The sequence below is a fragment of the Kitasatospora sp. NPDC101157 genome, from assembly GCF_044768255.1.
Lineage (GTDB): Bacteria > Actinomycetota > Actinomycetes > Streptomycetales > Streptomycetaceae > Kitasatospora.
In genome coordinates this window covers 58,147-70,602 of the sequence record NZ_JBIWPL010000024.1, presented here as the reverse complement: position 1 = coordinate 70,602, position 12,456 = coordinate 58,147, and the positions used below count along the sequence as shown (strand labels likewise).

At 70.5% G+C, this 12,456-nt stretch carries 9 protein-coding genes and 1 pseudogene; 6 read left to right on the top strand and 4 right to left on the bottom strand.

Going from position 1 to position 12,456, the window contains the following annotated elements; all coding sequences use genetic code 11:
• The first annotated feature begins 148 nt into the window (after positions 1–148).
• Positions 149–772, top strand: a complete 624-nt coding sequence (locus ACIRVF_RS33620; RefSeq protein WP_402826472.1) for a helicase associated domain-containing protein — start codon at positions 149–151, stop codon at positions 770–772.
• Here the strand turns inward: ACIRVF_RS33620 and ACIRVF_RS33615 are convergent.
• Both ACIRVF_RS33615 and ACIRVF_RS33610 read right to left on the bottom strand, forming a co-directional pair.
• Positions 716–1,159 carry a hypothetical protein gene (locus tag ACIRVF_RS33615; RefSeq protein WP_402826469.1) on the bottom strand — a complete coding sequence of 148 codons (444 nt, stop codon included), beginning with the start codon at positions 1,157–1,159 and terminating at the stop codon, positions 716–718. The two genes, ACIRVF_RS33620 and ACIRVF_RS33615, sit on opposite strands and share 57 nt — an antisense overlap.
• A gap of 353 nt (positions 1,160–1,512) precedes the next feature.
• The gene (locus ACIRVF_RS33610) at positions 1,513–1,974 is read right to left on the bottom strand and encodes a hypothetical protein (RefSeq protein ID WP_402826466.1); all 462 of its coding nucleotides are present in this window, start codon (positions 1,972–1,974) and stop codon (positions 1,513–1,515) included.
• A 1,330-nt stretch (positions 1,975–3,304) separates the two neighbouring features.
• Between ACIRVF_RS33610 and ACIRVF_RS33605 the strand changes: the two genes are divergently transcribed.
• The 3 genes and pseudogenes from ACIRVF_RS33605 to ACIRVF_RS33595 all read left to right on the top strand — a co-directional run bounded on the left by ACIRVF_RS33605 (position 3,305) and on the right by ACIRVF_RS33595 (position 6,290).
• Positions 3,305–3,922 (top strand): HEAT repeat domain-containing protein, encoded by a 618-nt coding sequence (locus ACIRVF_RS33605; protein WP_402826464.1) that lies wholly within the window; start codon positions 3,305–3,307, stop codon positions 3,920–3,922.
• 785 nt (positions 3,923–4,707) lie between these two features.
• A pseudogene (locus ACIRVF_RS33600) lies at positions 4,708–5,067 on the top strand (hypothetical protein); the annotation flags it as partial.
• Between the two features lie 167 nt (positions 5,068–5,234).
• Positions 5,235–6,290 (top strand): S41 family peptidase, encoded by a 1,056-nt coding sequence (locus ACIRVF_RS33595; protein WP_402826461.1) that lies wholly within the window; start codon positions 5,235–5,237, stop codon positions 6,288–6,290.
• A gap of 428 nt (positions 6,291–6,718) precedes the next feature.
• Here ACIRVF_RS33595 and ACIRVF_RS33590 read toward each other — a convergent pair whose 3' ends face one another.
• Together ACIRVF_RS33590 and ACIRVF_RS33585 are read right to left on the bottom strand one after the other, a co-directional pair.
• Positions 6,719–7,912 (bottom strand): tetratricopeptide repeat protein, encoded by a 1,194-nt coding sequence (locus ACIRVF_RS33590; protein ID WP_402826458.1) that lies wholly within the window; start codon positions 7,910–7,912, stop codon positions 6,719–6,721.
• 698 nt (positions 7,913–8,610) lie between these two features.
• Positions 8,611–9,036 (bottom strand): hypothetical protein, encoded by a 426-nt coding sequence (locus ACIRVF_RS33585; RefSeq protein WP_402826456.1) that lies wholly within the window; start codon positions 9,034–9,036, stop codon positions 8,611–8,613.
• A gap of 444 nt (positions 9,037–9,480) precedes the next feature.
• Here ACIRVF_RS33585 and ACIRVF_RS33580 point away from each other — a divergent pair, with 444 nt between their 5' ends.
• Complete coding sequence (locus ACIRVF_RS33580; RefSeq protein ID WP_402826454.1) at positions 9,481–10,797, top strand: cation:proton antiporter; 1,317 nt, start codon at positions 9,481–9,483, stop codon at positions 10,795–10,797.
• Between the two features lie 1,073 nt (positions 10,798–11,870).
• Positions 11,871–12,125, top strand: a complete 255-nt coding sequence (locus ACIRVF_RS33575; RefSeq protein WP_402826451.1) for an amphi-Trp domain-containing protein — start codon at positions 11,871–11,873, stop codon at positions 12,123–12,125.
• Positions 12,126–12,456 lie beyond the last annotated feature (331 nt).

The following is a 12,456-nucleotide window of genomic DNA, read 5'->3' as shown; positions in this document are numbered from 1 at the left end:
TCTGAAGCTCCACCCTGGGGCTGGACACCTCGACCCCACCGACCGCGAGAAGCACGGTGAGCTGATCTCCTGGCTCGACCGGCAGCGCTACCTGAACGGCCAAGGACTACTCGACGCTGCGCGCGTCTCGGAGCTGGACGCGCTCGGCATGGTCTGGTCCAAGCACGCAGGCGCCTGGGACCGCGGCTACGCCTGCGCCCGCGCGTGGGCCGCCCACCACGGTCACCTCGCGATCCCGGCGACGGAGAAGCTGGACGGCTACGCGGTCGGCGCCTGGATGCGCCGCCAGCGCAAGGCCGAGAACCTCGGCGCCGACCAGGCGGCGAAGCTGGACGCGCTGGACGAGTTGTGGCGGCTGGAGCCGGACTGGAACCGCTCTTACCGCCGCCTGCTCGCCTACCTCGCCGCCGGCGGCACCTTGGACGGCCCCGCGAACCGCACCGGCGGCGAGGCGGATCCGGCGTTTAGGCCCGGCACATGGCTGCGCAAGCAGGACAAGGCGCCGAGCGGGTGCCAGACCGGCGCGGCCGTCCGCGCTGGACCAGGTCCTCGACCCGGGCGGCGCCGGCCGGGACGGGGGCCAGCATCGCGGAGACGGCCCCCCTGGGTGGTTAGACGCAGCTCCGCCACTGCCGAGCGCACCCCGGCCGCGCCGGTGCCGCCCAGGACCACCAGCAGCCGCGGCACCGTGGCGTGCTGCACCCGGTTTAGGCTGTCACTGGAGTACGGAGGCCGCATCATCGCTCTTGGCCTGGTAGACGGTCACGATTGAGGCGACCGCGTCTACTTCGACCGGTCCGGTGATCCTCAGCCAGACCAGTTCGGGCAGGTCCGCGGAGCGATCGAGTCGACCGACGGCCTCGGCGGCCCAGGCCAGCGGAAGCCTCGGCAGGTGGATCAGGGAAATCCCGTCGATGAAGACGGGGTCCAGACCGGGTTCCCACGGGCGGACCGAGTGGAGATCGGACAGCGAGACGACCACATCGGGCTTTTGAGGCCCCTCGCGCAGCCACACGTCGAGCGTGTGGCCCCTGCGGTCCTCGCCGGACATGTCCAAGGAGATGCGCTCGATGAAGTAGCCGGCGCAGGAATCCAGCGTCAGCGCCGCATTCGTACATCGGTTCTTGAAAGCGCTGGCGGCCCCGGGCTCGTCGACCACGGCACCAGACTACGGTGGGTGGGACGGCCCGGGCCCGGCCCGCCCTGCCATCGCTGACCTCCACGTCCTGCGCCTTGTCGCCAATCCTCGGCCCGGTCTCTGCCGTCGTCCCCGACCCGCTGCGCCCCCGGCCTTACCCGCCCCGCCGCCCGGGGGCTCACCGCGCGATTGCCCTTCTCGATATCTACCCTGCTCACCGCGCTGCGCCGCGGCGCGCCAGGGAGCCGTCAATCCCGAGGTGGCGCCTGGCCGGGTCGGTCATCGTGGTCGGTACGGCAACGGCTGGCCGGGTTACCGAGCCGGAGCCGCCCGGAGCTGCCTGGAGCCGGCCGTTGGCCGCGTCCGCGGATTCACTACCAAGGCTGCTTCGACCAGTCTCCCCGAAAGCGATAGGAGCGGCCGTCACCGGCCTGCTTCGTCCCGCCGGGCACGACGTCCTCGTGGTAGGGGTACTGTTCCGTCACCGCCGCCAGCAGGAACTCCAGGAAGCCGCCCTCGAACAGGTCCCACTCCCGCATCGAGTGGAACTTGGCGGCGACGGGCCACCGGTCCGGGGCCGGGCCCCGCGTCAGCCAGAAGAAGTGGTCGGAGTTGGAGTTGTTGCCCCACTTCAAAAGCCCGCCCTCGGCCGGGAACAGCGGATGGGGGCACTCGTCGTAGTCCCCGTCCCGATAGCACTCGGCCAGCCAGGCACAGTATCCGTAGGGCTCCGTCGTGCAGTACAGGAATCCCTCGAAGCCGAGCGGCTGCCCGGTGTCAGGACTGGGCGCCGCCGACGGTGCGTAGATGTGCAGCTCGTCTCGGATACTGACCATCCCGTACCGGTCGATGAACGCCCGGTAGTCCGCGGGCAGTTGGAAACCGAGCGCCTTGGGCCCCTGCTCCTACGGGACCGGGACCACCCCGCCCGCGGGCGGCGGCCCGATCACCTCACCGAGCCGGTCCAGCATCTCCTCGATGTCCACGTCCACTCCCGCCAGCCGCCCGTTCCCGCCGGAGGGTATCGGCTTCCAGTGACAGGGAAGGGGGGCCGGCCCCGCGAGCTCCTGGCACCCGAGCTGTGGAGGGCTTCCAGGCCCAGGCACCGTTCGCAGTGACGCGGCGGACCATCCCGGCGGGCATCGGGCTGATGCGGTGCCTGTGCCTGCACGTACTGGTGTGTCTCATGGCGGGTGTGACCTGCTGGCAGTTTGGGATGGTTGTTTGGGAGGTTTGGGGGCTTTGCCGGGTTCTGGTTGGACCAGTGCGGCGTGGTGGGGGGTCTGGGCCTTGGCGGTTCTGTGGGTGTGGGGCGGGGCTCGTCTTGGTTGCTGTCGGTGTTCGCCCTGGGCATGCCATACGACTGGAGGGGGTGGGTGTCGTGGATGGGGAATGAGCGGGCTTTTCCGGGGGTTCCCCGGGGCGTTTTAGCCGTGCATTTCGGTGAGTTTCCGTCGGGGTTTCGGCCGGGGGTATTTGGCTGATTTTTCTGCCTGCGTTTTCCATGCCCCGGGGTGGTGCGCGTCACGGGCAATGGGGTGTGACGCGCACCGGGTGGTGATCCTGTCACGGCCGACGTGGGCGGCTTGTTCGGGGGGCGACGGTCGGCGTCCTGCTCGCCGCCGTCCTGGTCACGGGCCACCCGCTGGTCCGGTTCCGTCCTGCTCGGTGTCGTGCTGCTCGCTGCCGTCCGGTCTGGCCGCGTGGGGCGGTGTGTTCCAGAAATCTGGAACGCGGGGGATCCCCCGGCCGCCTGGCTGTCGGCCTGCCAGCCGGTCTGCCAGGACCGCCCACCCCAGTGGTCCTGGCCGCGCTGGTCGTTGTCCTGGGCCCGGTCCGCCGGCCTTTCACTGCCCGCTGCTCGCGGCTGTGCCGACGTTGGCCTGGGGGCGGCTCGCGCGTCCCATCGTGCTGACGTCCGGGCCGCCGTCCGTCCTGGCGGCTGTGCGGGTCGCTTGGGTCGCTGCTCCTGGTCGTTGGTGGCCGGCCATGAGCCGGCTGTCCCGTGTCCGCCTCGCCGCCGTCCTGCCCGCCGGCCTTGGTGATCGTCCTGGTCGACGTCGTGCTGCGTCCCGCCCCGCCCCACCGTGCGGAGCCGAGCTGCCTTGTCAGAGCAAGGGCATACGTTGGCGCTGAAGGACGGAGTCGCCGAGAAAGGGGGCCAGGATGGCGCTGACGTTGGATGAAGCCGTGGCGCAGCTTGGTCACCGGCTCTCTCCCAAGCGGCGTTCCGCCGCGTCGCGCTTGCGCCGGCTTGCCGACCCGGCTGCGGGCCCAGCGCTGCTGGAAGCCCTCCGGCGGGAGGTTCGTGACGCCCGCACATGGGAGACCCAGTACCAGATCGTCATGGCCCTCGGCATGTGCGGCCACCGGCCCGCCCTCGGTCTACTCCGTGAACTCGCCCAGCACCCCTTCGAGGCCACCATGGTGTACGTCGCGCTCGGCGAGGCCATTGTCCGGCTGAGCCCGCCTGAAGGCACAGCCGATTCACTGCTCTGGTGTCTGGGCGCCGGCACTCCGATGCTCGCCGACGGCGCCCTGCGCGCCGTCGCCATGCAGCGACTCCCTTTGGATGCGGCCACGATCGGCCATGTCCTCGACTTCCTTGGCCCCCTGGATCCTCACGACGGCCTCCGATTCTGGGCTGCGGCAGCCGCAGCGGGATGGACGGGCCCTCGCGTCCGAGAGTTCCTCCAGGAGTGCGCAGCCAGCCCCCGGGCCGACGTGGCCAACGCGGCCGCCTCATCCCTACAGGGCAAGTACCAGACCTACTCCCTCCTGTAGCGAGCCACCCCTGAGTCCACCAGTCAGGATCGCCCGGCAACGGACACAGGCCATCTGTTGTTCCAGCCGGCCGTCGGCCTGTGGTGGGGGATGCCTCGCGCGTGGCATGGAGCCGAGGCGGCCGCCTCGCCGCGGCCGCCCGCCAAGCCGTCCCAATGCCGCCCTCGGCGCCGTCCTGGCATAGGGGCCGGAGTGCGGGTGTGGCTGGCCGTCAGGCCGCCGTCCAGGAGGTGGTACACCGCCTCGGGAGAGGCCTCGGGGGGTGGGGCTGCGCCCCGCCCTCTCGGCCCCGCTGCGCTCCGCCTGCACCGTGCCGTCTCGGCGCACCCCGCGCCGCCCATCGTTCCGGCGCCGCAGGTTCGGCCAGCACCTGCTCGGGTGGCAGGCGCTGCCGGACAACTTCGACCGAGAGGCTGGCAGGCCCCTTCCCCGGCCTCTCCTGGCTCGTCTTGGCCGGTGGGCATGGAGCTGCCGCCTCCGGAGTGGTCTGCCTGCGCGACCTCACCGCCCCGACTGCGGCCGGGCCTGTTCCTCGAAGGCCTACCGGCGCCGGCGGGCCGAGCACCACCAGGACGCCGTCGCCGACGCTCTTGTTACCTCGCGCGTCGAAATCCCGGCTGGCTCTGTCTGCGAGAACGAGAGCGGATGTACACCGGTTTGGGAGGCAGCCGACGTCCGCGAGGGATTCGAAATGTTCACGGGTTTCGAGAGCAGCGCCGCCATGGAGAGTTTGCTGCCGGGGGTGCTCGCTGGACGAGGCCGTCAGTTGTCTAGGGTCGCGTTCCATGACGAGGACCACGCCCCCGCGCCCGCTCGATGTCGAGGTGCTCTTCCCGGAACTGGCCGCCTACCGTGGTACGACGACGCGCCTGCACCCGCGGCCGGGCAGCCCGACGGTGTCGGGCAGTTCGGTGGGCGGTCCGATGCTGTGGCCGGCGAACGAACCGTGGCCGGTGTGCAGTGAGGCCCACGACCGCGGGCGGGGGCACCGGCCGGCCGACATCCACCGCTACCGGCGGGTCTTGTCTGCCGCATGGGCCCGGGAAGAGAACCCGGGCCCCACGGACGAGGAGCGCAAGTTGCTTGGTGAGCTGCGCCGGGAACACCGGTTTCCCGAGGTGTCGGAGACGGACCCGCTGCCGATGCCGTCCGGCTGTTCGGCCGGGGGTTCGGTTCGTGGTTCGCTGCAGAGGCCGGGTGGGGTTCGGTCTGTCGGGACGGTGCGGTTGTCCAGCGCTGGGCCCGGCTGCCCGCCCGGTCCTACAGTGGTGCATGCCCCGCGACGCCGTGGGGCGACGCCGGGGGGAATCGCATGACATGGAAACGTTCGCTGCGCCTGGCTGCCCTGGGGGCGGCTGTGGGGGTCCTGTTGCCGGTGGCCGGGTCCGCGAGCGGACTGTCGCAGGCCCAGGACGACGCCATGTCGCCTGCGGCCCGGACCTACCTGACGATGACGCTGGACCTGATGGAGCAGCACTCCGTCCTGCGCCACCACGTGGACTGGGCCCTACTGCGACGGCGGGCGCTGGACCAGGCGCACGGAGCGCGGACGGCGTCCGACACGTACGGGGTCATCGCCTGGGCGCTGAACTCCCTGGGCGACGGACACAGCTTCTTCCTCAATCCGCAACAGTCCGGGGCGAGGTACGGAACCACCACGTTATCTTTCGAGGGCCTGATGGGCCGCGCTCTGGACGACGGCCTCGGCTACGTCTCGCTGCCGCAGGTCCAGGGCACTCAGCAGACCTACGACGCATATGTGCGACAGGGCCGGGCGGCAGTTGCGACGGCCGACGGCGCCGGCGCCTGCGGCTGGATCGTGGACCTGCGCGACGACCGCGGAGGGAGCTTGCGGCCGATGCTGGCAGTCGTGGGGCCGGTACTGGGCGACGGACCGGCGGGGGGCTTGGTGGACGCCGACGGCAACCGCTCGACGTGGTCCATCCAGCACGGCAACGCCTACGCGGACGGCGAGCCCGTGGGCTGGACGGACAGCGAACCGATCACCCGCAGCGCCGCGCCTGTGGCCGTGTTGACCGGCCACCGGACCGGCAGTTCCGGCGAGGCGGTCGCGGTCGCCTTCCGCGGCCGTGCCGACACCCGCTTCTTCGGTGAGCCGACCTACGGCGTTCCCACCGGGAACATGGTTTACCACCTGTCCGACGGAGCGGTCATGGTCCTTACCAGCGCCGATGACGTCGACCGCGCCGGCCGCACGTACGACGCTCCGATCCCTCCTGACGAAGAGGTGGTCAACGAGCCCACCGCGGCCGTGGGCGGCGGTCGGGACCGGGTGCTGGCGGCCGCCCGGGCGTGGCTGCACCAGCAGCCGGGCTGCCAGCGGAGCCGGGGGAGTCAGGCAGGGTAGCTCGGGGCTGGGCGGGCACGCGTGGACGGGTTCGAGTTCGGCCGGTGCGCGCGGACGTTGCCGATGTCCCGGGCGCCGGCCGGTCTGGGGCGTGTCGCCGCCGTCGGACGTGGCAGGCGCCGCTGTTCGGCTGGGGGTTCGGTTCGTGGTTCGGTTCGGCGACCCGCCGCCCGTCCCGCTTGCTGCCTGTTTGTGCTGCTCACCGGGGGTGCCCGGCCGAATTCCCCACCTCGACTTACCGTCCTGGGCCCCTGCCTAATCGTTGTGGTGGGTGGTGGGGGCGTTGGTCGGTGTGTCCGGTCGCTGCGCTGGGCTTTTTCTTCCTGGCGTCCGGCTGGTGTCGGCCGCGTTGGTGGGTGGGGCCGGGGCGCTCCTGGTCCCTCGACTGCGCCAAGAACACCATCACCGGCGCGGATCTCCGGGTCGGTTCACGACGCCGACGAGACGTGGGCCAGGGCCTCCTGCGCCGCCCAGGTGCCGGGGTGGCCGTCTCCGAAGTGTTCGCGCCAGTCGGCGGTGTTGGCGGTGAGCCGCTTCAGTGCGTCGGCGGTCCGGCCCTCCGCGGCGAGGACCCGGCCGTGGAGGGTGCCGACCTCCAACGCGCGGTGGTGATAAGGGCCGAGGATGCGACCGCAGGTAGCGAGGGCCTCGTGGACGGGGGCCGTAGCGTCCCGGCCCAGGCCGAGCAACGCGGTCGCCGTGACGAGGTGAAGTGCCGCCGCGAGTTCCTCTTCGGTGCCGAGATTTCCTGGGAGGAGGTCGGTGCTCGACCGGAGCACCGACAGGGCTTCGTCGTACCGGTCCTGCGCGTTCAGGGCCCGGGCCAGGCCCAGCCGGGCCGTCAGGAGGAACCGGGCGTCCATGCCCTTGGCCGACTCCGCGAACTCGACGGCGGTACGTGCTTCAGTTTCCGCCTCGACGGCCCGGCCGTTCATGACGAGTGCCAGCACGAGGGCGTTGAGCACCGCGAGCCCCAGCGGCACGCGGTGCTGCGTGGCGGACGCGACGTCGATCAGTATCCGGCATTCCTCCTCGGCTTCCTCGTACCGGCCGAGATAGACGAGGGTCTGGGCTCGATCGGACCGAGCCTTGAGCGCGCCGATGCTGCGGCCACCCGAACTGGCGGCCACGTCTGCGGCGATCGCGCCCCACTCCGCCACCGCCTCGGAGTGGCGGCCCAGGACGTTGAGCACCCGCGCGTGGAAGTCCCTGGCTGCGTGGCGAAGGCGCTCATCGTCGTGGCGGCCCGCGAGTTCCAGAGCCGCGGCCGCCTCCGTCTGGGCTTCCTCGGCCCGGCCGGTGTTCAGGCAGACCTGGCCGATCAGCAGCCGGGCCTGGCACGCGGTCATCAGCGGGCCTGCTCCGTCGCCGACCAGCCTCAGTACCTCACGTCCCTCGGCCTCCGCCTCGTCGTGACGTTGGAGACGACGCAGCACGTTCGCCCGAACCACTCGGCTCTCCAGAGTGTCTGCGGCGTCGGAGCCGAGCGTGGCCGACCGGATGTCGACCGCCTTGCCGATCACGGGCTCGGCATCCCGCGCACGTCCCTGATTCAGTAGGCGAAGTGCCTCCTGGTGCAGCTCCCATGTCTTGCGCGCCCGCCACTTCTGCACGAACCCCATGTCGTCCTCCCCCGTCGCCACCTGCGGTCGGCCGATGGTAGCGGGACGTGTGGGACGTGCGTGAAACCAGGTGTCTGAAGCTGCGGGGCCCTCGCCGAGAACACCAGACGCCGGTGAACGTGCCCAGCTCCAGATCGGTCGTGGATACCTGCAACCTGGTCGGCCACAGTGCTCGCAGCCAAGCGCCGCATCGTGTCGGCGACGGTTAGTCATGTCAGCACGGAAAGTGATCCAGAACCTGAAACGAGGACCACGGACAGCGGATCAAAAGCGGGTCATTCTGATGTGCTCCCGGGGCAGCCGTCGGCGGGTTCGCAGGCGGGCTGGGCGGCGCGGTCACCGGGCTCTTCAAGTGCTGATCGTCCTCACGCAACAGTGGACGAGACCGGTCGCGCAGAGTGGTTTGCCATGGGCGTCACCGGCTTGGCGTTGGCTGGAGCCGCCCACACCGTGAAAGGGGCGGCACACATAGCTCGGGCGGCTTGAAGTCGCAGGCGGAGACGGGGGGCGATCGGTCGGGCGGCGTCGGCCTCCAGGTGGACAGCGTGCCGGGAGGCTGGATCCTCGTCAGTGCCCTCGTCCTGGCGAGCGGGGCCATTCACCGCGCCGTGGCCGACGGCAGAGCGATGGTGAATGAGGTCCTCGACGTCACGGCCCGGCCCGCGACCTGACGCAGGCCGGGCCGCACGCGGGCCGCTTCAGTCCACCTGTTTGGTCGTGCCCGCGCACAAGGCCCAGATGACGAAGGCGTTGATCGTGATGAGAACGATCGCCCGGAACGGGTAGTGGGGCAGCCACAGGAAGTTGGCGATCATCCCGAGTCCGGCGACGACGACGCCGACGGCGCGCGCCCACGCCGCGCCGCTGAACAGGGCCGTCCCGGCCAGAACCAGGATTATTCCGAGGATCAGGTGGATCCAGCCCCAGCCCGTGGTGCTCCACGAGTACGTGTAGTGGCGGGTGACCACCACCAGATCGTCGTTCGCGATGGCGGCGATTCCCTCCAGGACCGCCATGATGCCGCCGAAGAGCAGCATGATCGCGGCGAAGGTGGTCCACCCGCCCGCGAAGGCCCGCTCGACGGTCTGGGGCCTGCGGTCAGTCCCCGTGGCGCTGCCAGCCATGACCTGGACTCCTTCCGAAACAACCGTGTCACCCGGTGGGTGACCTGCTCGGAGACTCCGCTTCCAGGCTGCCATGCACCTGCACCGCCCCGCGAGGGCAAGTCGTCCGCCTCGGGAGTCCCATCGCCTCCCGCACACCACATCCGGCCTCGACATCCCCGCGATCCTTGCGCCGGGAACGGGCCGTCCTGTCCGGGGTGGCACTGGCGCCGATATGCCTCCATCGTGCGCCCGGTTGCAGACACCGGCGCGAGTCGAGGGATGGAAACGCCGGTCGCTGACGATGCCGCACGTACAGTACGCAGTGGTGCGGCCGAGCAGAGGCCGACCGCCCCATCGCCGTCATCGCGAGCTCCTCATGGGGGTCTCCCGTTCGGTGGTCGCGAAGGGGCATCGTCGCCGGCGGACGAGCCATCGGTCTGCTCCTGCTGCGAGGAGACCCTGATGAACCCGTGGGCACTGGCCACGGCGGGCTTGGTGGTGGCGGTCTATGCGGCGGTCTCCCGTCGTCTGTCCACGACGCCGTTCTCCGGGCCACTGGTGTTCGTCGCGGGGGGTTTGGCGGTCGGACCGCTCGGCCTGCACCTCACCGATCTGGCCGCGGACCCGGAAACCGTGCGAGGTCTGCTGGAGATCGCACTGTCGCTGGTGCTCTTCACCGACGCCGCAGCCATCCGCAGCCGCCAACTGCGCGTCGAATGCTTCCTGACGCTGCGGCTTCTGACGATCGGGCTGCCGCTGACCATAGCGGCGGGATGGCTGTTGGCCTGGCCGATGCTGCCCGGTCTGACCGTATGGGAATGCGCCCTGGTCGGCATCATCCTGGCCCCCACCGATGCCGCTCTGGGCCAACAGGCGGTTGCCGACAGACGGGTCCCCGCCCTCGTCCGCCACGGCCTGAGCGTGGAGTCGGGTCTGAACGACGGGCTCGTCCTACCGTTCTTCCTCCTCGCCCTGGCAGCTGCGGGTGGCAGCCACGGAGAGCAGCACGGACCGCTGGAGACGTTCCTGCGGGCGCTCCTGCTCAGCGGCGCGATCGGCTGCACGGCGGGCTACCTGAGCGCCCGCGTGCTGCGCTCGTCGACTGCTCGCGGATGGAACACCCGCGGCTGGCGGCAGTTGCTGACCATCGCGGTCCCTGCCATCGCCTACCCGCTGTCCGCCGAGGCGCAGGGAAGTGGCTTCATCGCCGTGTGGGTGGCCGGCCTGACGTTCGGCGCGTTCCTGCCGATCGAGCCCCCCGGCCAGGAAGCCCCGGTCTCCTCCGGAACCGAGGTCAGTCCTGTCACCGAGTTCGCCGAACGCCTGGGGCTCCTGCTGTCCCTGCTGAGCTTCTTCGTGTTCGGAGCGGTGATCCTGGGGCCCGCGCTGCAGGATCTGACCTGGCAGATACTCGTCTACGCCGTGCTCAGCCTGACCGCCGCCCGGATGCTGCCGGTCGCCGTCGCACTGGTCGGAACCGGCCTGAGCCCGGTCACGGTCACGTACGTCGGCTGGTTCGGCCCCCGCGGGCTGGCATCCCTGGTGTTCGGACTGATCGTGTACGCAGAACACTTTCCGAAGGTGGACCTGCTGACCCATGTGGTGGCCCTGACCGTGGGCATGAGCGTCCTGGTGCACGGTGCCTCGGCCGCCTTCCTGGGATCCCGCTACGGCGCCTGGTACGCCACAAGGCGGGACGCTGGGGCCGAGTTGCGAGAGCAGATGAGCGTACCCGAAGGCAGTATCGCGGTTCCCCGGGGCGGCCAGGACTTCTCGTAGCCGCGGCCACCCCCTTTTGCTGTTCGGGCACTCGGCACCACCACTCGCCGGTCGGGGGCTAGCTCCGAACCCCGCCAGCGTCTGAGTCCGGCGGAGGTGCAAGGCGAAGCAGGATCGCCGGGAACGATCAGGCCCGGCGGGCTCCGTACCCCCGCACCCCCGGGCCGCCAGGCCCGCCGAGGCCCGCAGGACCCGCTGGCGCTCGTCCGCCACTGGAGCCGCGCCTTACCGGTGCTGTCAGCGGCGGTGCTGGGCGTGCCGGTCCCGGCCGTGGCGTACGGCTTCCTTTTTCGCGAGCTCCGGGCCCTGACCTCCAACGATGTGCCCAAGGGGTCGGCTTCATGAACTGGCTTGGTGGGCAGGGCTCGTGTTCGTGGTGTCCGGAGTGCTGGTCGCCCTGACCATCTTCTACCTGCCGGGCAGCGGTGGTCACGGTCGGGTCGAAAGGAGCAAGACCGGCGGCTCGCCGCCGAATTTCACGGCGAAGCCTCCTCACCCGCCAAGGACGACTCGGGTTTCGCCCGCGGCGTGGTGAGTTGGTCGGTGAGACGTTCCTCGAATCGGCCGAGGAGGAGAACTGCGCCCAAGAGGGCGGGTGGCATGAACAGCATGAGCGCGAGCATGTGAACCTCCCGAAGGGAGCGGTCACGAATCGTTCGACGCGTTGATCAATCCGTGTACAGGCTATGCCCCGCAGCCGACTTCGGCACCTTCCCCGGCGACCGCCGCAGCGCTGGCAGCCGCGACCGGAGCCGGGCCGCGAGGGCGAGCACAGCCTCGGTGCCGCAGGCGGTGTATTCGTCGCATCCGGCCGGGGTCACCACACCGGAGCGCGACCGGGCCCGCCGCGCTCACAAGCACGCGGGACGGGCGAGTGCCGTCTCCGCGCAGGTGCAGCGCGGGGCCTCGGCATGTACCTCCCGGTGCCCAGCCGCATGCGCGCAGCGGAAGCATCGCCTCCATGGGGAGGGGCGGCGGCGGCCATGGGGCCTGTGCTGTCGCCGGGCCGATGGGAGGGAGCTGCATCAGAATGGAAGTCGTCTCCGCTGTTCTCACCGGTGCGGGAGGCACTTGTGAAGGATCTTGAGTTCGAGCAGAAGCGCATGTTGTCGCGGGCCGAGGCCGCCGATCAGCTCGACGCGCTGGCGGCGGCCCTCAGGCGCGGTGGCCAGGCCGAGCTGGATCTTGGGCCCGGAAAGCTGACGTTGCGGATTCCGGAGGAACTCCGGACCGAGATCGAGGTCGAGCTGGAGGACGGCGAGATCGAGCTGGAAATTGAGCTGTCATGGCGCACGGGACAGCCAGACCGGCCAGACGCCGAAAGCTGACCGCCAGGAGGTGTCACTTCGGCCGAGTCCTTTCCGGGCTTCCGGCTTGACCATCCGTGGACCGGGCCGACGACTGTACTCAAGTCCTGGACCGAATACGGCGGCACCGGCTCGGCCCGTTGCCGGCAGCTGTACGTGATCTCAGCACCCTATCCTTGGCGATCTGGGCCAGCGGTGAGGCGAGGGATCAGCGCCGGTCCCGGCGGTCTTCCCGGTCTTCCCGGTCTTCCCGGTCGTCCCGGCGGTCCTTGCGCCGGTCGCTGCGGCGACCGACCCCGTGGGCGACGACAGCGGCCGTGCCCACGACAGCTGCTGTGCGAGCGACGGGGGC

Excerpts from the sequence above, each read along its gene's own strand:
- ACIRVF_RS33590 (WP_402826458.1), bottom strand. The coding sequence starts at position 7,912 with ATGGGGTTCGTGCAGAAGTGGCGGGCGCGCAAGACATGGGAGCTGCAC.
- ACIRVF_RS33605 (WP_402826464.1), top strand. The coding sequence starts at position 3,305 with ATGGCGCTGACGTTGGATGAAGCCGTGGCGCAGCTTGGTCACCGGCTC.
- ACIRVF_RS33610 (WP_402826466.1), bottom strand. The coding sequence starts at position 1,974 with ATGGTCAGTATCCGAGACGAGCTGCACATCTACGCACCGTCGGCGGCG.
- ACIRVF_RS33595 (WP_402826461.1), top strand. The coding sequence starts at position 5,235 with ATGACATGGAAACGTTCGCTGCGCCTGGCTGCCCTGGGGGCGGCTGTG.
- ACIRVF_RS33620 (WP_402826472.1), top strand. The coding sequence starts at position 149 with ATGGTCTGGTCCAAGCACGCAGGCGCCTGGGACCGCGGCTACGCCTGC.
- ACIRVF_RS33580 (WP_402826454.1), top strand. The coding sequence starts at position 9,481 with ATGAACCCGTGGGCACTGGCCACGGCGGGCTTGGTGGTGGCGGTCTAT.
- ACIRVF_RS33585 (WP_402826456.1), bottom strand. The coding sequence starts at position 9,036 with ATGGCTGGCAGCGCCACGGGGACTGACCGCAGGCCCCAGACCGTCGAG.